22 protein-coding genes are annotated in these 24,919 nt (G+C 70.3%); 11 read left to right on the forward strand and 11 right to left on the reverse strand.

Going from position 1 to position 24,919, the window contains the following annotated elements; genetic code table 11:
- Positions 1 to 17 precede the first annotated feature (17 nt).
- The gene (locus tag FXO23_RS39135; RefSeq protein ID WP_179957005.1) at positions 18 to 1,487 is read left to right on the forward strand and encodes a purine-cytosine permease family protein; all 1,470 of its coding nucleotides are present in this window, start codon (positions 18 to 20) and stop codon (positions 1,485 to 1,487) included.
- On the opposite strand, the gene FXO23_RS39140 is transcribed toward FXO23_RS39135, so the two are convergent.
- From FXO23_RS39140 to dxs, 3 genes are all read right to left on the reverse strand, one after another.
- Positions 1,454 to 2,581 (reverse strand): tetratricopeptide repeat protein, encoded by a 1,128-nt coding sequence (locus tag FXO23_RS39140; RefSeq protein WP_158891903.1) that lies wholly within the window; start codon positions 2,579 to 2,581, stop codon positions 1,454 to 1,456. The two genes, FXO23_RS39135 and FXO23_RS39140, sit on opposite strands and share 34 nt — an antisense overlap.
- Entirely contained in the window at positions 2,578 to 3,786 is a 1,209-nt protein-coding gene (locus FXO23_RS39145) for an ATP-binding protein (RefSeq protein ID WP_158891905.1), read from the reverse strand. The genes FXO23_RS39140 and FXO23_RS39145 overlap by 4 nt, the downstream gene beginning before the upstream one ends.
- Positions 3,787 to 3,987: 201 nt before the next feature.
- On the reverse strand, positions 3,988 to 5,922 hold the full coding sequence (dxs, locus tag FXO23_RS39150) for a 1-deoxy-D-xylulose-5-phosphate synthase (RefSeq protein WP_158891907.1): 1,935 nt from the start codon (positions 5,920 to 5,922) through the stop codon (positions 3,988 to 3,990).
- A 406-nt stretch (positions 5,923 to 6,328) separates the two neighbouring features.
- Here dxs and FXO23_RS39155 point away from each other — a divergent pair, with 406 nt between their 5' ends.
- From FXO23_RS39155 to FXO23_RS39175, 5 genes are read left to right on the forward strand one after another with little or no spacing between them, the layout of a single operon-like run.
- Positions 6,329 to 8,269: a glycosyltransferase family 2 protein gene (locus tag FXO23_RS39155; RefSeq protein WP_218952286.1), complete on the forward strand. Its 1,941-nt coding sequence runs from the start codon at positions 6,329 to 6,331 to the stop codon at positions 8,267 to 8,269.
- The gene (locus FXO23_RS39160; RefSeq protein WP_246258287.1) at positions 8,266 to 9,465 is read left to right on the forward strand and encodes an acyltransferase family protein; all 1,200 of its coding nucleotides are present in this window, start codon (positions 8,266 to 8,268) and stop codon (positions 9,463 to 9,465) included. The genes FXO23_RS39155 and FXO23_RS39160 overlap by 4 nt, the downstream gene beginning before the upstream one ends.
- 53 nt (positions 9,466 to 9,518) lie before the next feature.
- Entirely contained in the window at positions 9,519 to 10,997 is a 1,479-nt protein-coding gene (locus tag FXO23_RS39165; protein WP_158891911.1) for an aldehyde dehydrogenase family protein, read from the forward strand.
- Between the two features lie 25 nt (positions 10,998 to 11,022).
- Positions 11,023 to 12,561: an APC family permease gene (locus FXO23_RS39170; RefSeq protein WP_158891913.1), complete on the forward strand. Its 1,539-nt coding sequence runs from the start codon at positions 11,023 to 11,025 to the stop codon at positions 12,559 to 12,561.
- Positions 12,558 to 14,105: a GMC family oxidoreductase gene (locus tag FXO23_RS39175; RefSeq protein WP_158891915.1), complete on the forward strand. Its 1,548-nt coding sequence runs from the start codon at positions 12,558 to 12,560 to the stop codon at positions 14,103 to 14,105. The genes FXO23_RS39170 and FXO23_RS39175 overlap by 4 nt, the downstream gene beginning before the upstream one ends.
- Positions 14,106 to 14,301: 196 nt before the next feature.
- Here the strand turns inward: FXO23_RS39175 and FXO23_RS39180 are convergent, their stop codons facing one another.
- The 3 genes from FXO23_RS39180 to FXO23_RS39190 all read right to left on the reverse strand — a co-directional run bounded on the left by FXO23_RS39180 (position 14,302) and on the right by FXO23_RS39190 (position 17,900).
- The gene (locus tag FXO23_RS39180) at positions 14,302 to 14,583 is read right to left on the reverse strand and encodes a hypothetical protein (RefSeq protein WP_218952287.1); all 282 of its coding nucleotides are present in this window, start codon (positions 14,581 to 14,583) and stop codon (positions 14,302 to 14,304) included.
- Between the two features lie 78 nt (positions 14,584 to 14,661).
- On the reverse strand, positions 14,662 to 15,861 hold the full coding sequence (locus tag FXO23_RS39185; protein WP_158891917.1) for a class I SAM-dependent RNA methyltransferase: 1,200 nt from the start codon (positions 15,859 to 15,861) through the stop codon (positions 14,662 to 14,664).
- Positions 15,858 to 17,900, reverse strand: coding sequence for an APC family permease (locus FXO23_RS39190; RefSeq protein WP_158891919.1), 2,043 nt, complete (start codon positions 17,898 to 17,900; stop codon positions 15,858 to 15,860). The genes FXO23_RS39185 and FXO23_RS39190 overlap by 4 nt, the downstream gene beginning before the upstream one ends.
- Before the next feature lie 106 nt (positions 17,901 to 18,006).
- On the opposite strand from FXO23_RS39190, the gene FXO23_RS39195 reads away from it, so the two are divergent.
- Positions 18,007 to 18,672 (forward strand): potassium channel family protein, encoded by a 666-nt coding sequence (locus tag FXO23_RS39195; RefSeq protein WP_158891921.1) that lies wholly within the window; start codon positions 18,007 to 18,009, stop codon positions 18,670 to 18,672.
- Positions 18,672 to 19,328, forward strand: a complete 657-nt coding sequence (locus tag FXO23_RS39200; RefSeq protein WP_158891923.1) for a potassium channel family protein — start codon at positions 18,672 to 18,674, stop codon at positions 19,326 to 19,328. The genes FXO23_RS39195 and FXO23_RS39200 overlap by 1 nt, the downstream gene beginning before the upstream one ends.
- A gap of 10 nt (positions 19,329 to 19,338) precedes the next feature.
- Here the strand turns inward: FXO23_RS39200 and FXO23_RS39205 are convergent, their stop codons facing one another.
- On the reverse strand, positions 19,339 to 19,992 hold the full coding sequence (locus tag FXO23_RS39205; RefSeq protein ID WP_158891958.1) for a DUF3159 domain-containing protein: 654 nt from the start codon (positions 19,990 to 19,992) through the stop codon (positions 19,339 to 19,341).
- 137 nt (positions 19,993 to 20,129) lie between these two features.
- Positions 20,130 to 20,507 (reverse strand): OB-fold nucleic acid binding domain-containing protein, encoded by a 378-nt coding sequence (locus tag FXO23_RS39210; protein WP_158891925.1) that lies wholly within the window; start codon positions 20,505 to 20,507, stop codon positions 20,130 to 20,132.
- Between the two features lie 103 nt (positions 20,508 to 20,610).
- Here FXO23_RS39210 and FXO23_RS39215 point away from each other — a divergent pair, with 103 nt between their 5' ends.
- Positions 20,611 to 21,366, forward strand: a complete 756-nt coding sequence (locus tag FXO23_RS39215; RefSeq protein WP_158891927.1) for an alpha/beta fold hydrolase — start codon at positions 20,611 to 20,613, stop codon at positions 21,364 to 21,366.
- Positions 21,367 to 21,528: 162 nt separating this feature from the next.
- Here FXO23_RS39215 and FXO23_RS39220 read toward each other — a convergent pair whose 3' ends face one another.
- Both FXO23_RS39220 and dut read right to left on the reverse strand, forming a co-directional pair.
- Positions 21,529 to 22,203, reverse strand: a complete 675-nt coding sequence (locus FXO23_RS39220; RefSeq protein WP_158891929.1) for a DUF3710 domain-containing protein — start codon at positions 22,201 to 22,203, stop codon at positions 21,529 to 21,531.
- Positions 22,203 to 22,682: a dUTP diphosphatase gene (dut, locus tag FXO23_RS39225; protein ID WP_158891931.1), complete on the reverse strand. Its 480-nt coding sequence runs from the start codon at positions 22,680 to 22,682 to the stop codon at positions 22,203 to 22,205. The genes FXO23_RS39220 and dut overlap by 1 nt, the downstream gene beginning before the upstream one ends.
- 24 nt (positions 22,683 to 22,706) lie before the next feature.
- Between dut and FXO23_RS39230 the strand changes: the two genes are divergently transcribed.
- Positions 22,707 to 23,198, forward strand: coding sequence for a DUF3093 domain-containing protein (locus tag FXO23_RS39230; RefSeq protein ID WP_158891933.1), 492 nt, complete (start codon positions 22,707 to 22,709; stop codon positions 23,196 to 23,198).
- An 89-nt stretch (positions 23,199 to 23,287) separates the two neighbouring features.
- Here FXO23_RS39230 and FXO23_RS39235 read toward each other — a convergent pair whose 3' ends face one another.
- Positions 23,288 to 23,596, reverse strand: a complete 309-nt coding sequence (locus tag FXO23_RS39235; protein ID WP_158891935.1) for a DUF4193 domain-containing protein — start codon at positions 23,594 to 23,596, stop codon at positions 23,288 to 23,290.
- A gap of 514 nt (positions 23,597 to 24,110) precedes the next feature.
- Between FXO23_RS39235 and cei the strand changes: the two genes are divergently transcribed.
- Positions 24,111 to 24,794: an envelope integrity protein Cei gene (gene cei / locus FXO23_RS39240; protein WP_158891937.1), complete on the forward strand. Its 684-nt coding sequence runs from the start codon at positions 24,111 to 24,113 to the stop codon at positions 24,792 to 24,794.
- The last annotated feature ends 125 nt before the right edge of the window (positions 24,795 to 24,919 follow it).

The raw sequence follows: 24,919 nt of genomic DNA on the forward strand, positions 1-24,919 counted from the left end.
TGGCCAGTGTCCCACGCGTGACCGAGGTCGAAACCCACGGCATCGCGCCGATTCCGCCCGCCGAGCAGACTTCGCGGCCCCGCGATCTGTTCCGGCTGGCCTTCGGCGGGGCGAACACGTTCGCCACCATCATCCTGGGCACGCTGCCGATCGCGTACGGGCTGAGCTTCTGGGCGGCCGTCGCGGCGACCGCGACCGGGGTCGTCGTCGGCGCGTGCGTGCTCTCCCCGATGGCGTTGTTCGGGCCGCGGACCCGGACCAACAACGCGGTGTCCTCGGGTGCGCATTTCGGCGTGGTGGGCCGGTGCGTCGGCTCGTTCCTGTCCCTGCTCACCGCGATCACGTTCTTCTCGATCTCGGTGTGGGTGAGCGGGGACGCGGTGGCCGGTGCGGCGCGACGGCTGTTCGGCGTCGACGGCGGCGCGGTGCTGCGCGGGGTGGCCTACGGCGTGATCGCGGTGACCACGCTCGTGGTGTGCGTGTACGGGTACCGGTTCATGCTGTTGATCAACCGGATCGCGGTGGTGCTCGGCACCGCGATCATGCTGCTGGGCGTCGTGGCCTACGGCGGCCGCTTCGACGCGGGTTTCGCGGGCACCGGGAACTACGTGCTCGGTTCGTTCTGGCCGACCTGGATCCTGGCCGCGCTGACCGTGCTGGCGAACCCGATATCGTTCGGCGCGTTCCTCGGTGACTGGTCCCGGTACATCCCGGCCGCCCATCGGCCCCGCAGCCTGCTCGCCGCGCCGTTCCTGGCGCAGCTGGCGACCCTGCTGCCGTTCGGGTTCGGCATCGCCACCGCGACCCTGGTCGCCGATCCGGGCGACTACATCGCCGGGCTGACCGGGATTTCCCCGCTCTGGTACGCGGTTCCGCTGATCGTGGTCGCGCTGATCGGCGGCCTGTCCACCGGGACGACCGCGCTGTACGGCACCGGCCTGGACTTCAGCTCGATCTTCGTGCGGCTGTCCCGGGTGCGGGCGACCCTGCTCATCGGGACGTTGTCGGTCGCGTTCATCTTCGTCGGCAACTTCGCGCTCGACATGGTCAGCAGCATCAACGCGTTCGCCACCCTGATCGTGCTGTGCACGTCACCGTGGATGGTGATCATGATGATCGGTTACTGGACCCGGCGCGGTTTCTACGACGCAGACGATCTGCAGGTGTTCAACCAGCGCCGCAAGGGCGGCCGGTACTGGTTCACCCGCGGCGTGAACTGGCGCGCGATGGCGGCCTGGCTCCCGGCGACGGCACTGGGCCTGCTCACCGCGAACACCCCGATGATCGCCGGACCGCTGCGGGACATCGCCGGTGGCGTGGACGTGAGCCTGCCGTGCACCCTGCTCACCGCCGCGATCCTCTACCCCGTGCTGATCACGGTCTTCCCGGAACCCCGCGCGGCTTTCGGTCCCGAAGGCCCCCGCTGGGTCCCGGCCGGACGCGAGGAGCACGTTCAGGTCAGCGCGACGGTCGACCAGGCGGCCTGACGCTCGGCCTCGGTCGCCCGGTTCAACTTGCCCAGCCGGAACCGGGCGACCATCAGGCAGGCGAGATAGCCGAAATACCCGGCGACCGCGCAGAACCCGAGCAATCCCGGATGCCACCACGGCACGCTGGTCAGCACCAGGCAGCAGAACACCACCCAGAGCTTGCCGAGCACCACGGGCCGCGCCAGGCGGTCGTGGCGCAGCAGGGTCACCGCGGCGGTGCGCATCCCGTCCGGGAAGGTTCGCACGGTCCGGCGGGCCAGCAGCAGCCAGGCCGCACCGGCGACGATCGCCGACGCCGCGACGTGCGCGACCGCACCGGCCCACACTCCGTCGGCGCGCCCGGCGACGATCGCGCCGGACATGGCCAGCAGCAGCAGGCCGAGCACCGTCCACCGCAGCCGCATCAGGTACACCCACACCGCGAGCGGCAGGTTGTAGGCGGCCACTGTGGACTGCGGCGCGAGTTGCAGCACCGAGGCGAACCCGCGGATCGCGCGCGCCGGGCGGCGCCGCCGCAGATCGGCCAGCGCGAGCCCGTGCAGTGCGTCCACATTGGATGGATCCAGCCGGGTGGCGGTCCGCAATGGATCGCGCGCCCGGCCCGCCAGCCGCCAGGATCCCTTGCTGAGCATGACGATTCCGAGCACCGCGTGCGCTTCCGGGCTGTCCGGCGCCAGCGCGCGGGCCCGCCGTGCGTGGTACAGCGCGCGTTCGTACTCCCGCTTGCCGATCGCGAGCAGGCGCGCGATCACGATATGCGCCTCGACGTGGTCCGGTTCGAGCGCCAGGACCCGCCCGGCCACCTCGACCGCTTCGGCGTCCCGGTCCATCACGGCGAGGATGCGCGCCTGCGAGGCGAGCACGTCGGCCGTGTCGCACCCGGCGCCGATCGCCTGCCGCACGGCGTCGAGCGCTTCGGGGCAGTTCCCCGCCTGCAGTTCGGTCAGCGCGAGCAAATGCCACCACAGCCCGGATTCCGGGTCCCGCGCGAGCTCCGCGGCGAGTTCGGCGCGGGCGCGGTCGAGCCGGTTCAGCTCCAGCAGCGCGACGATCCGCCGCGCCGGGTCCGCCGGGTCCGGTCTGCCGCTCACAGCAGCCTGTTTCGCTTCAGGTAGGCGAGCAGGTCGTCGTACGTACCGTCCTGGTTGGCGTACATCGCGACATTGCGCGCGGTGGCGAACCAGGCGCCGGTGGACGGGGCGACCTCGCCGACGGCGGCCAGCAGATCGGGCATGCCGATCATCCGCACCTCCCCGCTCTCCACGGACGAGATCAGCGCCCGTTCCGCCGCGGTTTCGCAGATGTGCGCCAGATCCGCGCCGGACATGCCTTCGGTGCGCTTGGCGAGCGCGCTCAGGTTGATCCCGGCGACCGGCCGGTCCCGCAGGTGGTACTCGAAGATCGCCCGGCGCGCGGGTTCGTCCGGCGGCAGCACGAGCACCGTGCGATCGAACCGCCCAGGCCGGCGCAGCGCGACATCGACGTCCCACGGCGTGTTGGTCGCGGCGAGCACGAAGACCCCGTCATTGCCCTCCGAAACCCCGTCCAGCTCGGCGAGCAGCTGGTTCACCACGTTGCGCACCCCGCCGCCCCGCAACTGCGACCGCTTCTGCCCCACGCCGTCCAGCTCGTCGAAGAACAGCACGCACGGCGCGTTGAGCCGCGCCCGCGCGAACACGTCGTGCACGTTGCGCTCGGACTTGCCCAGCCACATGTCCAGCACCTCGTTGAGGCCCACGGACAGGAACTTCGCCCCGAGTTCCCCGGCCACCGCCTTGGCCAGGAAGGTCTTGCCGCACCCCGGCGGGCCGTACAGCAGCAGCCCGCCGCGCAGGCTCTTCCCGTACAGCTCGCGGAGCTTCGGATTGCGCATCGGCGCGAGGAACGCGGCGTTGAGCCGCTTCTTGACCTCGGCCATCCCGCCCACGTCGTCGAGCCGGACGCTCGAGCGCTCCACGTCGAGCATCAGCTGCTCGGTGTCGGCCTCGCCGGACACCGGCTCCTCCACGAACTTCGGGGGAACGACGTCGGCGAGCTGGGATTCCGCGGCCGACCAGTTGAACGGTTCTTCGGCGGGCTTCGGGGGCGCGGGCGCGCCCAGCGCGCGGGCCATCAGGGCGGCCGCTGCCTGGTTCGCCGGTTCGGCCGCGAGCGCGGTGGCGATGTGGCCGACCGCCTCCTCGCGCACGCCGCGCCCCAGGAGCAACTCCGCGAGATGCAGGCGCAGCGGGATGTCCGCCGGCGCCGACTCCACCGCCGCCCGCAGGCTGTCGAGTACCGGATCCGGGGTGTCCACCGCCAGACGATAACCCACCCGCCCCCGGAACACTTGTGGATCACCACGTTCTCCCCCACCCGGCGGGATACCGAAGTTCCCCCAATGTGGCTTTCGGGGCACTGGATGTACCCAATGCGGCTTTCGGGGCACTGGATGTACCCAATGCGGCTTTCGGGGCGTTGAAGGTACCGAAAGCCGCATTGGGGGACGACCGGTGAGTCAGTCCTGGGCGGGTTGGGGGCGGGTGGGTTCCGGGGTGGGGTCGCGCTGCGGGTCGGGGAGGAGGTTGGCGACCCATTCGGTGACCTTGCGCGCGACGTCCTGCGCGGTCAGGCCGACCTCGGCGAGCACCTCGTCCCGGGAACCGTGGTCCAGGAAACGCTGCGGCACCGCGAGGTCACGCAGCGGCACCGCACAGTTGGCGTCGCGGAACGCGGCGGCGAGCGCGGAGCCGAAACCGCCGTGCCGCCCGCTGTCCTCGACGGTGACCACGAGCTTGTGCTGCTCGGCGAGCGCGACCAGTTCGCCCGGAACCGGCAGCACCCAGCGCGGATCGACCACGGTCACCCCGATGCCCTGATCGGCGAGCCGGTTCGCGACGGCCAGCCCGAGCGGGGCGAACGCGCCGACCGCGGCCAGGAGCACGTCGGCCTCGGATTCCGCCGCCGGGCGGCGGAGCACGTCGACCGGGCCGATCCGTTCGACGGCGGGAACGGACTCCGCCACGCTGCCCTTGGAGAAGCGGAGCACGGTCGGGCCGTCGGAGACGGCCACGGCCTCGCGCAGTTCTTCGCGGAGAGTCCCGGCGTCGCGGGGGGCGGCCACCCGGATGCCGGGCACCATGCCCAGCAGGGAGAGGTCCCACATGCCGTGGTGGCTGGGCCCGTCCGGACCGGTGATCCCGGCGCGGTCCAGCACCACGGTCACCGGCTGGCGGTGCAGCGCGACATCCATCAGCAGCTGGTCGAACGCGCGGTTCAGGAACGTCGAGTAGACCGCGACCACCGGGTGCATCCCGCCCATGGCGAGCCCGGCGGCCGAGGTCATCGCGTGCTGCTCGGCGATGCCCACGTCGAACCAGCGCTCCGGGAACTTGTCCGCGAACTTGTCCAGTCCGGTCGACCGCAGCATCGCCGCGGTGATCGCGACGACGTCCGGGCGCTCGTCCCCGATCGCGGCCAGTTCGGCGCCGAAGACCGAGGTCCAGCTCAGCCCCTTGGGCTTGGGCAGCCCGGTGTCCGGGTCGATCGGATCGGTCTGGTGCATCTGGTCGGCCTCGTGGTTCACCGCGGGCGGGTAACCGTGGCCCTTCTCGGTGACCGCGTGCACGATGACCGGCCCGCCGAACGACTTCGCGCTGTGCAGCGCCTTCTCCAGCGCGGCGATGTCGTGGCCGTCGACCGGGCCGAGGTACTTCAGGCCGAGGTCGGAGAACATCACCTGCGGGCTGAGCGCGTCCTTGATGCCCGCCTTCGCGGCGTGCAGGGCGGCGTAGATCGGCTTGCCCACCACCGGGGTGTGCTTGAGCAGTTCCCGGCCGCCGTCCAGGAACCGCTCGTAGCCGGGCTGCAGGCGCAGCGACGCGAGGTGCTCGGCGAGGCCGCCGATCGTCGGCGAGTACGAACGGCCGTTGTCGTTGACCACGATCACCACCGGCCGGTGCGGTTCGGCGGCGATGTTGTTCAGCGCCTCCCAGCACATCCCGCCGGTCAGCGCGCCGTCCCCGACGACCGCGACCGCGTGGCGGCCGCCGCCGGAGAGCTGGAAGGCCTTGGCCAAGCCGTCCACATAGGACAGAGCGGTCGACGCGTGACTGTTCTCCACCAGGTCGTGCTCGCTCTCCCCGCGCGCGGGATAACCGGACACCCCGCCCTGCTGGCGGAGCCGGTCGAAACCGTCCGCGCGCCCGGTGACGATCTTGTGCACGTAGCTCTGGTGGCCGACGTCGTAGACGATGGCGTCGGTCGGCGAGTCGAACACCCGGTGCAGCGCGAGGGTCAGTTCGACCACGCCCAGGTTCGGTCCGAGGTGCCCGCCCGCCCGGCGGACCCTGTCGACGAGGAACTCCCGGATCTCCTCGGCCAGCCGCACGAGCTGGTCGTGATCCATGCGTTTCACATCGGCCGGTCCGTGCACGGACTCCAGCAATGTCACGTTCCACCTCACCTGTTCCGCCTCGGCCATCTTCCCGCGTGCTCGTCCGACCAGTCTAGGAGAGGGGACGAGCGCCACCCGGTTCCGTCCGAGGACCTCGCCGACCTGCGGTGAATCTTCCACGCGTCGGCCGAACGGACGCATCGGCTGCCCCTGACGGCCCCGCCGAACTCGTGACCAGCAGGTAACACATAGTGTTCAATTTTGCGAAACTTCTTCGTCATAACCTTCGTATGTGATCTGGGTCTCACTTGTTTCTTCAGGGGTAGCCAGCCAGTCCGTGACTGCTCGTAACCTTTCCCCCGAACGAGTGGGGAAGTTGGTGAATAACCACTCGCAGTGCGTCGAACCGAATAGCGAAGTCATCCGGGGGTGACACTCAGCAGTGCCATACATCCAGCCGACCGTGGTAGACACACCGAAGGCGGAACCCGATCAGGCCGGCAACGACGCCAGCGAGACCATCCCGAACGCCCGTCCCGTCCCTTCCCCCTACACACCGAACGAACACTGGCATCAGCACACGCTGAAGATCCTGAGCAGGCCGAGAACCCAGCGCAGACCGCCGAACGTCGCCGTGGTCAGATTCGTCGAAGCGCCCCGCATCGAATCCCGCTTCGGCCGCCGTGGCCTCGACCGCGTCCTCGAGCAGATCGCCTGGCTGCTGCGCACCGAACTGTCCGATCAGGAGCGCGTCACCGTCGACGAGCACGGCGCCCTGATCCTCACCCTGCGCGGCGCGCCGGAGTGGCAGGTCCGCGGCCGCCTGGCCGGCCTGTCCACCCGGCTCGCCCGGCTCCCGGTCCGCCTGGGCTACGAACACCTCAAGGTCACCCCGGTGATCGGCTGGGCCGACGCCGCCGACCGCCCGGTGAGCATGGATCCGCACATCCTGCGCGCCCGCGCGGCCGAGGCCGCCGAGCTGGCGATCGGTCAGGTCGATCTGATCCCGCGCAAGTGGACCGACCAGTCGAAGCCGCAGAAGAAGCGGTCGACCGGTCCGCTGCGCACCACGCTGCAGTCGCTGGCGACCGTCCTGATCGGAATCGTGGCGCCGTTCCTGGGCATGGTGCTGCTCTACGGCCAGGGCGTCGACCCCGGCACGGTCGCCTACCTGCTGGTCACCGGCTCCCTGGTGACCACCGCGGCGATCATCTGGGTGGAGAACCTGTTCGCCCTGGAACCGGAGCGCCCGCCCGCCGAGCCCGCCACGCCGGAACCGGCGGCCTCGGCGATCATCCCGGCGTACCTGCCCAATGAAGCGGCCACCATCGTCGACACCCTGCGCGCGTTCCTGGACCAGAAGTACGACGGGCCGCTGCAGGTGATCCTGGCCTACAACACCCCGCACCCGATGCCGGTGGAACGGGAACTGCGCGCGCTCGCGGTCTCCGATCCGCGGCTGGTGGTGCTGAAGGTGGCGCATTCGACGTCCAAGGCGCAGAACGTCAACGCCGCCCTCGAAGTGGTCACCGGCGAGTTCGTCGGGGTGTTCGACGCCGATCACCATCCGGCCCGCGACGCGTTCAGCCGGGCCTGGCGCTGGCTGTCCCACGGCGCCGACGTGGTCCAGGGGCACTGCCTGATCCGCAACGGCGGCGCCTCCTGGGTCGCGCGCATGGTCGCGGTGGAGTTCGAGTCGATCTACGCGGTGAACCACCCCGGGCGCGCGAAACTGCACGGCTTCGGGCTTTTCGGTGGCTCCAACGGTTTCTGGCGCACCCAGGTGCTGCACGAGACCCGGATGCACGGCGAGATGCTCACCGAGGACATCGACTCCTCGATCCGCGTGCTGCTGTCCGGCCGGACCGTGGTCAACGATCCCGCGCTGCTGTCCCGGGAACTGGCCCCGGCGACGATCTCCGCGCTGTGGAAGCAACGCCTGCGCTGGGCCCAGGGCTGGTTCCAGGTCTCGCGGCGGCACCTGTTCACCTCGCTGCGCTCGAAGGAACTGACCCTGCGCAACAAGCTCGGGCTGACCTTCCTGCTCGGGTGGCGGGAGATCTACCCGTGGCTGGCGATCCAGATGATCCCGGTGATCGCGTTCATCGCCTGGCGCGACGGCGGCGTCTTCCACCTGGACTGGCTGGTGCCCACGTTCGTGCTGTGCACGCTCTACACGCTCTCCTCCGGCCCGAGCCAGGTGCTGTTCGCCTGGCGGCTCGCCGCGCCCGACGTGCGCGCGCACCCGAAGTGGTTCTGGAGCTACCTGGTCGTCTCGACGGTGTTCTACACCGAGTTCAAGAACCACATCGCCCGCGTGGCCCAGATCAAGGAACTCTGCGGGGAACGCAAATGGGCGATCACCCCGCGGGAGGCCGCCGGGAACAAAGAGGTCGGCGCGTGAAGCGCGGTGTCGAACCGGACAGCCTGGCCACCGGGGCGCCGAAGGAACGGTTCCAGCTCGACGTCTACCGGGCGCTCGCCGCGATGGCGGTGGCGACCTTCCACGCCTACCAGTCCAACCGCGGGCGGCACTGGCCGCTGGAGGGCACGGTCTGGCACGAGCTGCTGATGGCGACCGACATGTTCGTCGCCATGTTCTTCGTGCTGTCCGGCCTGCTGCTCGGCCTGCCGGTCGCCAAGGCGGCGCTCGGGGACGCCCCGCCCCGGTCCGGCCGGGTCTTCCTGATCAAACGCGTGGCCCGGCTGGTGCCCGCCTACTTCCTGGTGGTGCTCGTGGTCTGGGCGGTGACCAATCCGGAGCTGCCCGGGCACTGGCAGGATCTGGTGCTGCACTTGACGTTCACCCACGTCTACAGCGACGAGTACATCTTCTGGACCGACGGGCCCGCGTGGTCCCTGGGTGACGAGATGCACTTCTACCTGCTGCTGGCGGTGCTCGGCGCGCTCGCGTATCGCGTCTGCCGCCGCCTGTCCAGCCGCGGGGCGAAGCTGGCGGTGCTGTTCGGCGGGACCGGCACGCTGATCGCGATCAGCGTCACCTACAAACTGCTCGCGATCTACGTCTGGCACATGCCCAAGGATTCCTGGGCGACGTGGTTCGGACCACTGGCCAAACTGGACCTGTTCGCGATCGGGCTGGTGATGGCGATCGTGGCCGCGACCGGGGTGCGCCTGACCACCCGGTGGATGCGGATCGCCTCGGCGCTGACCGGCGCCGGGGTGATCGTGGTGGCCCATGCCACCAAACCCGGCGGGGACCAGCCGGACCCGTTCGTGCACACCATCGTCGCGGTCGGCTGCGCCCTGGTGATCGCGAGCACGACGCTGATCACCGTGCCCGCGCCGCGGTTCCTGAGCTGGAAGCCGTTGGTCGCGATCGGACTCGCCAGCTACAGCCTGTACCTCTGGCACGAACCGGTGTTGCGGGTGCTGCTCGCCAGCGGGCTGCTGCCCGGCCGGGGAACCCCGCTGGCCTTCGGCGTCACCGCGGTGGCGTTGCTCACCGTGGCGATCCCGCTCGCCCTGCTCAGCTATCGGGTGATCGAGAAAACAGGGATGAAGATCGCCGCAGCGTTCGACCACAAAGGACACGCGAGGGACTACTACCCGAGTAGCGCCAATCGTCAACCCGCGTAGGGTTTCGTATGCTCGAGCGGCTCGAGCGGATACGAAACTTGTGGAGTGGGTTGATGGCGGAGTTCTTCATCGGTGGCGAGTGGGTCGGATCGCGGTCCGGACGGACGCGGGAGATCCGCTGTCCGGCGGACGGCTCGTTGGTCGCGGAGGTGGCCGAGGGCGGCCGGGAGGACACCGAGGCCGCCATCGCCGCCGCCCGCCGCGCCTTCGATTCCGGGGAGTGGCCGTCGACCCCGGCCGGTCAGCGGGGCGACCTCCTGCTGCGCGTGGCCGGACTGCTGGAGCGGGACAAGGCCACCTTCGCCCGCGCCGAATCGCTGGACACCGGCAAGCGCCTGGTGGAGAGCGAATACGACCTGGACGACATCGCCGCGTGCTTCCGGTACTTCGGCAAGCTCGCCGGGCAGGACGCGGGCCGGGTGGTCGACACCGGCAACCCGGACGCGTTCAGCCGGATCGTCCACGAACCGGTCGGCGTGTGCGGGCTGATCACGCCGTGGAACTACCCGCTGCTGCAGACCGCGTGGAAGGTCGCGCCCGCGCTGGCCGCCGGCAACACGTTCGTGCTGAAGCCGAGTGAGCTGACCCCGCACACCTCGATCCTGCTGATGCGCGCGCTCACCGAGGCGGGCGTCCCGGCCGGGGTGGCGAACCTGGTGCTCGGCGCCGGACCGGAGGCGGGCGCCCCGCTGTCCGAGCACCCGGACGTGGATCTGGTGTCGTTCACCGGCGGCCTGGCCACCGGCCGGGTCATCGCGGCGGCCGCGGCGGCGACGGTGAAGAAGGTCGCCCTGGAACTCGGCGGCAAGAACCCGAACGTGGTGTTCGCCGACGCCGATTTCGAGACCGCGGTCGACTACGCGCTCACCGCGATCTTCCTGCACTCCGGCCAGGTTTGCTCCGCGGGTGCCCGGCTGATCGTCCAAAAAGAACTGCACGGCGAGTTCGTCGGCGAGGTGGTGCGCCGCGCCGAGCTGATCCGCCTGGGTGGCCCGTTCGATCCGGACGCCGAGACCGGGCCGCTGATCTCCGCCGGGCACCGGGAGAAGGTCGAACGCTACGTCGCCGCCGCGCTCGAGGAGGGCGCGATCCTGCGGACCGGTGGCAAGCGGCCGGACGACCCGGCTCTGGCCGACGGGTTCTACTACCTGCCGACCGTGCTGGACGGGGTCAAGCGGGGCGGCACCGCGGTGACCGAGGAGTCCTTCGGGCCGGTGCTGACCGTGGAGACGTTCACCGACGAGGACGAGGCCGTCGAGATCGCCAACGACACGCACTACGGCCTGGCCGGGGCCGTGTTCACTTCGGACGCTTCGCGCGCGCAACGGGTCGCGAACCGGCTGCGCCACGGCACGGTGTGGATCAACGACTTCCACCCGTACCTGCCGCAGGCGGAATGGGGCGGTTTCAAGCAGTCCGGCTTCGGCCGGGAGCTGGGCCCGACCGGGCTCGCGGAATACCAGGAGGCCAAGCACATCTACCAGAACCTGCGCCCCGGCCCGCAGTACTGGTTCCCCGGCGCCGCCAAGTAATCCGTCCCCACCGAGAGGAAACCCTGTGACCGCAACGGAGACGGGCGACAAAGAACTCAGCGAATTCGGTTATACCAACCAGCTCAAGCGGACCCTGGGCAGTTTCCACACCTTCGCCGCGGGGATCAGCTACATCTCCGTGCTCACCGGGGTGTTCCAGCTGTCCTATCTGGGCCTGTCCGAGGGCGGGCCCGCCTACTGGTGGTCGTGGCCGCTGGTCTTCCTCGGCCAGCTGATGGTCGCGCTCAGCTTCGCCGAGCTGGCCGCGCACTACCCGGTCGCCGGATCCGTGTACAACTGGGCAAAGAAGCTCAGCAATCCGCACGTCGCCTGGCTCGCGGGCTGGATGATGCTGCTGGCCTCGATCGTGTCGATCTCGGCGACCGCGCTGGCCTATCAGCGGACGCTGCCGCAGATCTCCGGCTTCTTCCAGTTCGTCGGGGACGGCAAGGGCACCTACGACGACGCCACCAACGCCGTGCTGCTGGCCACCCTGCTGATCATCTTCACCACGCTGGTGAACGCCTTCGGGGTCAAGCTGATGGCCCGGATCAACAGCACCGGCGTGTTCGTCGAACTGCTGTTCGCGGTGCTGCTGATCATCTTCCTGGCCTTCCACTTCACCCGGGGGCCGGAGGTGGTCACCGAGACCAACGGCACCGGCGCGGACCACTCCGCGGGCTACCTCGGCGCGTTCCTGATCGCCGCGATCGCCTCGTCGTACGTGATGTACGGGTTCGACACCGCCGCCTCGCTCGGCGAGGAGTCGGTCGACCCGCACCGCAACGCCCCCAAGGCGATCCTGCGCGCGCTCGTCGCGTCGTTCGTGCTGGGCGGGCTGATCATCCTGTTCGCGCTGATGGCCGTGGGCGACATCAACGCTCCCGAACTGAGCACGGTCGGGCTGCAGTACGTGCTGACCGACGCGCTCGGCCCGGCGATCGGGCGCGTGTTCCTGTTCGTGGTGTTCATCGCGATCACCGTCTGCGTGCTCGCGGTGCACACCGCGGCGATCCGGATCGCGTTCGCGATGGCCCGGGACAACGCGCTGCCCGCCGGTTCGAAGCTGGCGAAGGTGAGCCCCAAGACCGGCACGCCGGTGCTGCCCGCGATCATCATCGGGGTGATCGCGGTGGCCCTGCTGGTGGTGAACATCAACTCCCCGCAGATCTTCTCCGCGGTGACCAGCCTGGCGATCATCCTGATCTACCTGGCGTACCTGCTGGTCACGGTGCCCATGCTGGTCAAGCGGTTGCGCGGGCGGTGGCCGCTGCCCGGCGCGCCGAAGGGCCGGTTCTCGCTGGGCCGCTGGGGCCTGCCGGTGAACATCCTGGCGGTGCTCTGGGGCATCGGCATGACCGTGAACCTGGCCTGGCCGCGCAAGGAGATCTACAACGCCACCGAGCCCTTCCACTGGTACCTGCAGTGGAGTTCGGTCCTGTTCGTGGCGGTCTTCGCGATCGGCGGGTTCGCGTACTACTGGTTCGTGCAACGACACAAGGTGGGAGTGCTCGCCGAGCACGCGGCACAGCCCGCTCCCGCCGCGAAGGAGGCAACACCTTGAGCGAGGAGTTCGATTACGTCGTCGTCGGTGGCGGCACCGCGGGTTCGGTGGTGGCGGCCCGGTTGTCCGAGGACGAGAACGTGACGGTCTGCCTCCTGGAAGCCGGTCCGTCCGATGTGGACGACCCCGCCATCCTCGAGCTGAACCGGTGGATGGCGTTGCTGGAGTCCGGTTACGACTGGGACTACCTGGTGGAGCCGCAGTCTTCGGGTAATTCGTTCCTGCGGCACGCCCGCGCGAAGGTGCTCGGCGGCTGTTCCTCGCACAACTCGTGCATCGCCTTCTGGGCGCCCGCCGAGGACCTCGACGAATGGGCCTCCCTCGGCCTGCCCGGCTGGGCGAGCGCCGACATCTTCCCGCTGTACCAACGCCTGGAGACCAACGACGGTCCCGGCGACCACCACGGCCGGTCCGGCCCGGTGACCATCCGCTCGGTCCCGCCGCGCGACCCGGCCGGGGTGGCGCTGCTGGACGCCTGCGAACAGGCCGGGATCCCGCGGACGACGTTCAACTCCGGCAAGACCGTGACGCACGGCGCGAACTGGTTCCAGATCAACGCCCGCGAGGACGGCGTGCGCTCCTCGGCCTCGGTGTCCTACCTGCACCCGATCCTCGGCAAACGATCCAATTTGGACGTCCGAACCGGAGCCCGTGCGAAACGCCTGACCTTCGACGGCAAGCGCTGCACCGGCGTCGAGTACCTCGCGCCGGACCTGTTGCACAGCAAGGAAATCCGGGCTCGCCGCGAGGTCATCGTCTCCTCCGGAGCGATCGACACCCCGAAACTGCTCATGCTGTCCGGGATCGGCCCCGCCGAGCACCTGCGCGAGTTCGGCATCGACGTGCTGGTCGACTCCCCCGGCGTCGGCGAGAACCTCCAGGACCACCCCGAGGGCCTGATCCAGTGGGACGCCCTGCGGCCGATGGTCACCGATTCCACCCAATGGTGGGAAATCGGCATCTTCACCACCACCGAAGAGGGCCTCGACCGCCCGGACCTGATGTTCCACTACGGTTCGGTCCCCTTCGACCTGAACACGCTGCGGCACGGCTACCCGACCACGGAGAACGGCTTCTGCCTCACCCCGAACGTCACCCGCAGCCGGTCGACCGGAACCGTGCGCCTGCGCACCCGGGACTTCCGCGACAAGCCCCGCGTCGACCCGCGCTACTTCACCGATCCGCACGACATGCGCGTGATGACCTACGGCATCAAGCTGGCGCGCGAGATCGTCGCCCAGCCCGCCATGGCCGAATGGGCGGGCGCCGAGCTGGCCCCGGGCGCCGAGGCGAAGACCGACGACGAGATCGCCGACTACCTGCGCAAGACGCACAACACCGTGTACCACCCCTCGTGCACCGCGAAAATGGGCGGCGACAACGACCCGTACGCGGTGCTCGACGCCCGGCTGCGCGTGCGCGGCGTCGACGGCCTGCGGGTGGCCGACGGTTCGGCGATGCCGTTCCTGGTGGCGGTGAACCCGTGCATCACCACCATGGCCATCGGCGAAAAGTGCGCCGACCTCCTCAAATCCGACGCCTAGCCCTCTCCCCACCGCCGCGAGTCCCCCGTTCCGGACGTGCGAGTTCCCCGTTTCGGCACACCGAGTTCCCCATTTCGGTAGGCGAGTTCTCACATCCGGGCACCAACAAGCACGGCGCGAGCCGCTGGCGAGGGAACTACGGGGTTCACCGAGTGGTGGCCGAGGCGGTCGGCGGCGGTCGACGGTTCCGGCGCGATCACTCCGCGGCGCGGACGGACAACGCGTGCCACGGGACGCCGGAGGTGTTCCACGCGGGATCGGCGAGGTCGACGTCCGGAGAGTTGATGTACGAGCCGTCGCTGACTTCGCCCGGCACCGGCACCCCGCCGGTATCGGCGTACACCGCCTGGTAGAACCGGCGGGCCCACTCGATGTTCGCCGCGTCGTCGGCCGAAGCGGTCCAGCTCGTGGCGTAGATCGCCTTGAGGATCGAGTCGCGTTGCGGCAAGGCGGTCGCGGACGGCGCCACCGCGTTCACCCGGCCGCCGTAGGAAGCCAGCCACAGCGCGACGGTCCCGATGCCGGGCCCGGCCGCGGGCAGGGGCTGCGCTGAGCCTCAGCCCCGGGTCAGCAGGGCCACGCATTCGACGTGGTGGGTCATCGGGAACGCGTCGAAGGCGCGCAGCTCCGCCAGCCGGTAGCCGTGCTCGGCGAAGGTCGCCACATCCCGCGCCAGGGCGGCCGGATCGCAGGCCACGTAGACCACCCGCTCCGGCGAGCCGTGCGCGATCGCCTCGACGACCGCCCGGCCCGCGCCCTTGCGGGGCGGATCGAGAACCACGACGTCCGGGCGTTCGCCGACCTCGCGCAGCACCTTCTCCGCCAGGCCGGTGCGCCAGCGCACCTGGGGCAGATCGGCCAGGTTGGCTTCGCCGTCGGCGGCCGCCCGGCGGCCCGATTCCACCGCCAGCACGCGACCGGATTCCCCGACCTGCCCGGCCAGCACGGCCGCGAACAGCCCGGCACCCGCGTAGAGGTCCCAGACGGTTCCGCCCCGCGGCGCCGCCGCCCACTCGCCGACCACCCGGGCGAAGGCGTCGGCGGCGGCCGGATGCACCTGCCAGAAACCGTGCGCGTCCAGGCGCCAGGTGCGCCCGGCGGCCCGCTGCACGGCCACCCCGCCCCGGAGCTGCCGCGATTTGGTCCGCCCCCGCACGGTGGCCAGTTCGCGCAGGTGCGTGCGGCCGTCACCGTCCCGGGTGACCTCCACCTCCGCGCCCGGCCGCCAGCGGCGCGCCAGCGCGTCGTCCAGCGCGCCGGGCACCGAGATCGGGCAGTCGTCGAGCGGGATCACCCGGTGGCTGCGGTGCGCCCGCAGCCCCGCGCGCCCGTCCCGCCCGGCGACCAGCCGGACCCGGCTGCGCCAGCCCAGCGGCCCGCCCGGCAGGGCCTCGACCTCGACCGCGCGCTCGATCCCGGCCAGGCGGCGCAACTGCTCGGCGACGACCCGCGCCTTGAGTTCCCGCTGGAAGTCGTGCGTGGCGTGCTGCCAGTCGCAGCCGCCGCAGGCGCCCGGCGCCGCCAGCGGGCACGGCGGTTCCACCCGTTCCGGCGCGGGCCGCAGCACGCGGACCGCGTCGGCGCGGCAGAACGAGCCGCCCTTGTCCTCGGTCACCTCGGCCACCACCAGCTCGCCCGGCAACGCATGCCGCACGAAGACCACCCGTCCGTCCACTCTGGACACGCAGTGGCCGCCGTGCGCGACGGCGCCGACCTCGAGTTCCAGCGACCGGCCGGCCCAGCTCTCTTCGGTCACTGCTCGCTTTTCTTTTCCGCGGCAGGCTTTCCCTGTCCCTGGGCCGCGGTGTAGAGGCCCCGCCGGACGTCCCCGGCGGCTGGCCGGGTCTGGTACGACCGCTTGACCGCCTTCGCCGAGGAGGCCAGCTGCCACGGCACGCTGGTCACCATCACCCCGGGCTGGAACAGCAGGCGCCCCTTGAGCCGCAACGCGCTCTGGTTGTGCAGCAACTGCTCCCACCAGCGGCCCACCACGTACTCCGGGATGAACACGGTGACCACGTTGCGCGGATTGTCCCCGCGAACGCGCTTCACGTAGTCCAGCACCGGCTTGGTGATCTCCCGGTACGGGGACTCGACGACCTTCAACGGCACCTTGAAGTCGTGCTTGTCCCATTCGGTCACCAGTTTCCTGGTCTCGGCATCGTCCACATTGACCGTCACCGCCTCCAGCACGTCCGGCCGGACGGCCTTGGCGTAGGCCAGCGCGCGCAGCGTGGGCAGGTGCAGTTTGGACACCAGCACGATCGCGTGGTTGCGCGAGGGCAGCATCGGCGGTTTCTCGCTGGTCTCCTGCAACTCCTCGGCCACCCGGTCGTAGTGCCGCCGGATCGCGCTCATCAGCAGGAAGATCGCCACCATCGCGGCGATCGCGATCCAGGCCCCCTTGCTGAACTTGGTGATCAGCACGATGACCAGCACGGTCGCGGTCATCACCAGGCCGAACGCGTTGATCGCCTGCGACCGGCGGATCCGGCGCCGCGCGGGCACGTCCTGTCCCTCGGCGAGCTTGCGCTTCCAGTGCCGGAGCATCCCGGTCTGGCTCAGCGTGAACGACACGAACACGCCGACGGTGTAGAGCGGGATGAGCTTGGTGACCTCGGCGTCGAACGCGATCACCAGCACCACGGCGAACGCGGCGAGGAACAGGATGCCGTTGGAGAAGGCCAGCCGGTCGCCCCGCGTGTGCAGCTGCCGGGGCAGGTACCGGTCCTGCGCCAGGATCGAGCCGAGCACCGGGAAGCCGTTGAACGCGGTGTTCGCGGCCAGCACCAGGATGAGCGCGGTGACCACGGTGACGAAGTAGAACCCGGGCGAGAAGCCGTCGAACACCGCGTGCGAAAGCTGCACGACGAGGGTGTCCTGGACGTATCCCGGCGGCGCGTTGACCAGCTGGGTCGCCGGGTTCTCCGCCATCACCACGCCGGTCTCGCGAGCCAGCACGATCATGCCCATGAACATGGTGACCGCGAGCAGGCCCAGCAGCAGGAGCGTGGTGGCGGCATTGCGCGACTTCGGCTTGCGGAACGCGGGCACGCCGTTGCTGATCGCCTCCACCCCGGTCAGCGCGGCACACCCCTGGGTGAACGCGCGCAGCACCAGGAAGACCATGGCGAACCCGGCGAGGTGGTCCGGTTCTTCGGTGATCTGCAGCCCGGCGCTGTCGGCCCGCACGTGCTCGCCGAAGACGCCGATCCGGATCAGCCCCCAGATCAGCATGCCGAGGATCGCGATCATGAACGCGTAGGTCGGGATCGCGAACGCGGTGCCGGACTCGCGCAGCCCGCGCAGGTTCATCGCGGTGAGCAGCACGATCGCCCCGATGCAGAACAGCACCTTGTTCTCGGCGACGAACGGGACCAGCGCGCCGATGTTCGCGGCGGCGGACGAGATGGACACCGCGACGGTGAGCACGTAGTCCACCAGCAGCGCGCTGGCGACGGTCAGCCCCGCGTGTCTGCCCAGGTTGACCGTGGCGACCTCGTAGTCACCCCCGCCGCTGGGGTAGGCGTGCACGTTCTGCCGGTAGCTCGCGATCACCGCCAGCATCACCACGACCACCGCGAGCCCGATCCACGGGGACATGGTGAACGCGGTCAGCCCGGCCACGCTGAGGGTCAGGAAGATCTCCTCGGGCGCGTAGGCGACGCTGGAGAGGGCGTCGGACGCGAACACCGGCAGCGCGATACGTTTGGGCAGCAGGGTATGGGCCAGCCGATCGCTGCGGAACGGCCGGCCCAGGACCAGCCTCTTCAGCGCGGTCGAGAACTTTGACACGGCGCGAGCGTAGTCGTAGTGCGTAACAGGGTAGGTTCTGCGCTGGCGTGTCGAACCTTTCTGGGACGGTGAGCACGCGAAACGCCAATCGGAGGAGGGCAACGGCGTGCACGTGGTGATCATGGGATGCGGCCGGGTCGGCACGTCCCTTGCCGCGGCGTTGGGACGCCTCGGCCACGAGGTCGCGGTCGTGGACAAGAACCCGCAGGCCTTCCGCAGATTGGGCAGCGACTTCCACGGCCGGCAGGTGGTGGGGGTCGGCTTCGACCGCCAGGTGCTCATCGAGGCCGGGATCGAGCAGGCGGGCGCGTTCGCCGCGGTGTCCAGCGGCGACAACTCGAACATCATCTCGGCCCGGGTGGCCCGGGAGACCTTCGGCGTCGAGCACGTCGTCGCCCGGATCTACGACCACAAGCGGGCCGCGGTCTACGAGCGGCTGGGCATCCCGACGGTGGCCACCGTGCCGTGGACCACCGACCGGTTCCTGCGCACCCTGCTGCCCGACGGGACGGCCGCGGCCTGGCGGGACCCGTCCGGGACGATGGCCCTGGTGCAGCTGCCGCTGCACGAGGGCTGGATCGGGCGCAGCGTGCGGGAGATCCAGGAGGCCACCGGCGCGCGGGTAGCGTTCATCATGCGGTTCGGCACCGGGGTGCTGCCGGAGACCAAGACCGTGCTGCAGGCCGACGACGCCGTCTACTTCGCCGCGCATTCGGGGACGGTCAGCGAGGTCAGCACCATCGCCGCGCAGGCCCCGGAGGAGGAGAGCTGATGCGGGTCGCCATTGCCGGCGCCGGCGCCGTGGGACGTTCGATCGCCACCGAACTCATCGAGGGGCGCCACCAGGTGATGCTCATCGAGCGGGAGTCCGAGCAGTTCGAACCGCACACCGTCGAACAGGCCGACTGGGTGCTCGGCGACGCGTGCGAGGTGTCCACGCTCGAGGAGTCCGGGATCGAGCTGTGCGACGTGGTGATCGCGGCGACCGGGGACGACAAGGTCAACCTGGTGGTCTCGCTGCTCGCCAAGACCGAGTTCGCGGTGCGCCGGGTGGTGGCGCGGGTGAACAACCCGGCCAACGAGTGGCTGTTCACCGACGCGTGGGGCGTCGACGTGGCGGTGTCCACGCCGCGCATGCTCGCCGCGATGGTCGAGGAGGCGGTGAGCGTCGGCGACCTGGTGCGGCTGATGACGTTCCGCCAGGGGCAGGCGAACCTGGTCGAGCTGACCCTGCCCGCGGAGACCCCGCTGGCGGGCAAACCGGTGCGGGAGATCGCGCTGCCCCGGGACGCCGCCCTGGTGACCATCCTGCGCGGCGAGCGGGTGATCGTGCCGCAGCCCGACGATCCGCTCGAACCGGGCGACGAGTTGCTCTTCGTCGCCAACGCGGAGGTGGAACCCGAGATCCGGACCGCCCTGGGCTACTGAGCCGCCGGGGTCACGCCTCCTGTGCGGGCGGGCGGCCGTACTTGACGCGGAGCTGGGCCTCGATGTCGGCCTCCTCGGTCTCGCGGGCCTCCGCGAGCGCCTTGAGCCGCTTGTCCGAGCGCCGGACGGCCCAGACGACCACCAGCAGCGCCAGCCCGTACAGCGGGTAGCCCATGGCGATCTTGGCGAAGGCCAGCCAGCCGGTGTAGTCCTCGTTGTACAGCCAGCGCTGCACCACGAACCGGGCGGCGAACACCGCGGCCATCGCCAGCGTGGCGATGTCGTAGCCGAAGCGGGACTGCTTGTCCTTGTGCCAGGCGGTGCCCGTGCCGTTGAGGAAGTTCCAGATCACCCCGGCCAACGGCCAGCGCACCAGCACCGACACCACGAAGATGCCGCAGTAGACCAGGCTCGCCCAGATGCCGAACAGGAAGAAGCCCTTGGCCGATCCGGTGCGGTACGCGATGAACGCCGCGATCGCGACGCCGAAGAACCCGGAGATGGCCGGCTGCAGCGGCTCCTTGCGCACCACCCGCAGCACGGTGATCGCGATCGCGCTGCCCACCGCGCTCCAGATGCCCACCTGGAGCCCGAAGAACGCGTTGGCCAGCACGAACACCACGACCGGCACGGACGAGTAGATCAGGCCGGATACGCCGCCCATCTGCTCGAGCAGCGTGGGCTCGGGCTTCTCGTCCGGCTTCGCCTCGCCCGCCGCCTCCGCTTCGTCGCGCTCCGGCTCGGCGGGGCGGTTGTCGGTCTCTTCGCCTGTACGGGCGGGTTCGCTCACGTGGTTACCACTCAGGAGGTCGTCTGCAGCTCGTAGTACGGGTTGTACAGCACCTTCTGACCATCGCGTTCGGCCATCCGGCCACGAGCCTTGATGGTTCGCCCGGGCTCGATGCCCGGAATCCGGCGTCTGCCGAGCCAGACTAGCGTCACGCCTTCCGTCCCGTCGAACAGCTCGGCCTGCAGGGTCGCGGCTTCACTGGTCGGGCACAGCTCGACGCTGCGCAGCCGCCCGAGGACGGTCACTTCCTGGCCGGATCGGCAGTCGCAGGCACGCTGCGCGCCACCGGCCTCGGATTTTTCGGACAGATCGTCGGCGTCGAGTTCGTCGACGTCGGTGGTCAGCTTGCGAACCAACCGGCTGAAGTAGCCGCCGTCTTTGGCGGGCATAGGCGGTGCTCCTGTGCTTCGGGGCCCCCGACTTCACGGCCCGTGCGCTGTCCAGCGTAACCCTTCGAGGGCAAGGAAATCCGGTTTGCGAGAAGATCGAGACGTGACCTCCGCCAAGCCGGCGTCCAGCGCCGTTCTGCTGCCCGGAACGGGCTCGGACGAGGTCTTCGTGCGCGCCGTTTTCGCAGGTCCGCTGGCCGCGCTCGGGATCGAGCTGGTCGCACCCCCGCCGCCCCCGGGCGACCGGCTCGCGAAGGGCTACCTGGCCGTGCTGGACGCCCTGGCCGACGAACGGGGTTCGCTCCTGGTCGGGGGCGTTTCCTTCGGCGCGCATCTGGCCGCGGAGTGGGCGGTGCGCAACCCGGAGCGGGCCGCGGGGCTGCTGGTCGCGCTGCCCGCGTGGAACGGCGAACCCGGGGACGCGCCCGCGTCGCTGGCCGCGAAGGCCTCCGCCGACCTGGTGCGCCGGGAGGGCCTGGACGCCGCGCTGGCGCTCACCACGGCCGGGGTGGCGCCCTGGCTGGGGGCCGAACTCGACCGGGCGTGGCGGCGGCACGGCGAGGAGCTACCGGCCGGCCTGGAGGTCGCGGCCGCCCATCCGGCGCCGACGCTGGACGAGTTGCGCGGCCTGCCGGTGCCCGCGGGCGTCGCGACCTGCGTGGACGATCCGGTGCACCCGGCCCCGGTGGCGCGGGCCTGGGCCGCCGCCCTCCCCCGTGCCGAGGTCGGCGAGACCACCCTCACCGCGCTGGGCGCCGATCGGGAATCACTCGGTCGAGCGACCCTGGCGGCCTGGCTGAAGTCTTCTGGGGTCAAACCCCAGACCCAGCCAGGGGGCAAGCCCCCTGGACCCCCGTAGGTTGCCTTTGCCGACCACTAGCCCTGTCGATAGGCCCCGAGGTGGCCAGGTGCCGGGGCTGGGCATGCTGGTCTCGGGCCGGGAGGGCGCGAATGAATGCGGCTATCGGTGCGTGCAGGCGCCGATCCGTTGCCGGTCACCGGACGGTTCCCCGCCCCCGGATCAGCCCTGCTGGGCTTGCTGCTGTTCGGCGATGTGCTGGGCGACGGCCTCCGGCAGCGTGATCGTCAGCGGGGTGCGCACCGGCATCGGGCCCTCACCGCGGACCACGATCGTGTCGCGCACGATGTCCCGCAGCACCGCCGGCGCCTGGGACGCCTGCGACTGCGGCCCGGCGATGACCCCGCGCAGCATCCACCGCGGGCCGTCCACGCCCACGAACCGCAGCGCGACCTCGCCCACGATCGCGGACAGCTCCAGCCCCCATTCGCCACGGCCGGCGGTGACCTTCGCGCCGTCCGCCTTGAGCTGCTGGGTCAGCTCGTCGGCCACTTCCTTCCACAGCCCGCCGGACCGCGGCGCGGCGTAGGCGCTGACCGTCGCCTGCCCCTGCGGGGTCACCACGTGCACCGCGCGCACCCCGCCGGTGGCCTGGTCCATCTCGACCTGGACCTGCGAACCGTCGGGCACCGGCACGCGGACCGAACCGAGGTCGATGCGCGGCACGCCGTCGTCCTCGGGAGCGTCCGCGAGGTCGAACGGGCCGTCGGTCGCGGCCAGTTCCTCGGGCTCCGGCTCCTCGTCGAGGTCGTCCTCGATCTCGTCGGGCTCGGGCGCGGCGTGCCTGCCTCTCCGCTCGTTCTTCGCCGGCCGCCGCTTGCGTCCGAAAATCCCCACTACCTCTCCGTTCCTTCCCCACCCGATGCGAGCTTGGCATGTCCACCCGTGGATCCGTAGCCGCCGTCGCCGCGCTCGGTGGCGTCGAGCTCGTCGACCTCGACGAACTCCGCCCGTTCCACCCGCTGGATCACCAGCTGCGCGATCCGGTCGCCGCGCGCCAGCACGATCGGCTCGCGCGGATCGTGGTTGATCAGGCATATCCGGATCTCACCCCGGTAACCCGCGTCGATCGTGCCGGGTGTGTTGACCACGGAAAGCCCGGCCCTGGCCGCGAGTCCGGACCTCGGGTGCACGAAACCGGCATACCCGTCGGGCAGCGCGATCGCCACCCCGGTGCCGACGACGACGCGGTCGCCTGGTTCGAGGACCACGTCCGACGTGGTCACGAGATCCGCGCCCGCGTCGCCGGGGCGCGCGTAGCCGGGAATGGGCACTTCCGGATCGAGCCGGGAAAGCAGGACCTGAACGGTGGACACGGGCGGCGAGACTACCCTTAGGGCGTGAGCAAGAGCGCAGGTACGGCCCCTACCAAGGGGACGGCGACGATCCGGCATTCCGAGCGGCTCTACGTGCCGTGGTGGGGCTGGCCCCTGCCGCTGATCGGCGCCGGCCTGCTCGCGGCGGAGATCCACCTCGGTTATCCCGGCGTCCGGGCCTGGCTGCCGTACGTGATCCTGCTGCCGCTGATGGTCGCGCTCCTGCTCGGCATGGGCCGCGCGAAGGTCCGGGTCGCCGACGGCGAGCTGTGGGTCGGCGACGCCCACCTGCCGCTGCGGTTCGTCGGCGAGGTCGAGGTCATCGACCGGCAGCACAAGCGCAAGGCGCTCGGCCCCGAACTCGATCCGGCGGCGTTCGTCCTGCACCGCGGCTGGGTCGGCCCGGCCCTGCGGGTGCGGCTCACCGATCCCGACGATCCGACGCCGTACTGGGTGTTCAGCACGCGCAAGCCCGAGGCCCTGGCCGCCGTGCTGCGCGACCGGCCGGCGGACTGAAGGCACGACAAGACAAAGGGGTGGCCGAGCCCCCCGGCTCGAGCCACCCCTCGACGCGAACTTCCGCCGCTAACGCACAACCCGCACTGTCACGCGCAGTCGCGGCAAACCATCCGTCCGCCACTCTCCTCGGCCAGCCGGCTCCGGTGGTGCACCAGAAAGCAGACCGAGCACGTGAACTCGTCCGCCTGCTTGGGCACCACCTTGACGGTCAGGTCTTCACCGGAAAGCCCGGACAGATCGGCCCCGGGGAGTTCGAAGTTCTCCGCGGTCGCGTCCTCGTCGACGTCCACGACGCCGGACTGGTTCTCATTGCGCCGCGCCTTCAGCTCTTCCAACGAGTCTTCGGCCAGCTCGTCGGCTTCGCTACGGCGCGGAGCGTCATAGTCGGTAGCCATATCTGTCCCTCACCCCTGCGATCAGCTTTGATGTCAGGCTCCGGACCCGCGAATCGCTTCGCGTGTCCTTCGTGCCGCTGGTCAACGTTCCAGCGCCCCTGTTTGTGCCCGGCGCCGCAGTGAGGCAGGTCTCGTTTCTTCATTAGCTGTTCTGCCGCTGTTCTGCCGCCGGAGCCCGCAGAGGGTAGCTCACCGGCTACCCAAGCCCGCAACGTGTTACTCAAGCCGTGCAATACGTCACCCATCAGGGGTAACACGCACTCGTTACCCCATGGTCCGTTCGGGTTGTGGATCATCGGCGCGGCGGCGGGCGGGCACGGCGCGTCACGAAGCACGGGTTCGGCGTGGTGCGCCTGGAACTACGTTAGGTAATGGCATGCTCACCGTCGGACGCCCGGTACGATGCGCTCGGGCCCGGGGTGCGGCGACACCGGCGTTGCAGCTCTGTAACGCTTAGGCTGATCAACAGCGAAGACGTGATAAGCGGGTCCGAGAGCCGGAAGGGGCGGGGCAGGTGACGTCGGGGATGGGCTTTCGCGACCGCGGATCACGCCCGTATCGCAAGCACAACCCGCTCCCCGCGTTGATCGTGATCGGTGTCCTCGGGTTCGGCGCGCTCTGCGTCTGGGGGTACGCGATCCTCAACCGCAGCGACATCAACGACGCGATCCGGTGCTCACCGGCCGCCGCACCACCGCCGGGCGCCGTCTACACCTCGCTCGACCACGAAGCCCTCGACGGCACGTTGCCCATCCCGCCGGACAAGGTGGCGGTGAAGGTCCTCAACGCCGGCGGCACCCGCGGCCAGGCCGGGATCACCACGGCGACGCTGAAGGCCCTCGGCTTCTCGCAGACCGCGGATCCGCAGAACGACCCCGCGTACCCGGAGAGCCGGGAGGCGACCTGCCGCGGCCAGATCCGGTTCGGCGAGAACGGCACGACGGCCGCGCGCACGCTCAGCCTGCTGGCGCCGTGCATGGAACTGGTCAAGGACAACCGGCAGGACGCGACGGTCGACCTGGCCATCGGCAGCAGCTTCCGCGACTTCCAGCCGAAGGCCGAAGCGCGGGAGATCCTGGACCAGCTCAACGAGTGGTCACGGCAGCACCAGAGCGGCGGAGGCGAGCAGTCCACCGGCCCCACCGGGCCGTCGCTGGACCAGACGCTGCTCGCCTCCTCCCGCGACGTGAGCTGCTGACCTTCCGCCCTGAACTGGCCACCTTGTGCGCGTGCGGGGCCGGGTGCCGGGGGTCGTGACGGTTTGGGCCGGTTAGAGCGGACTCTCATTTGGTCGCCTACTGGTGACCTGGCGTTTCCGTTCGA

It is taken from the genome of Amycolatopsis anabasis (genome assembly GCF_009765355.1).
Classification (GTDB): domain Bacteria; phylum Actinomycetota; class Actinomycetes; order Mycobacteriales; family Pseudonocardiaceae; genus Amycolatopsis; species Amycolatopsis anabasis.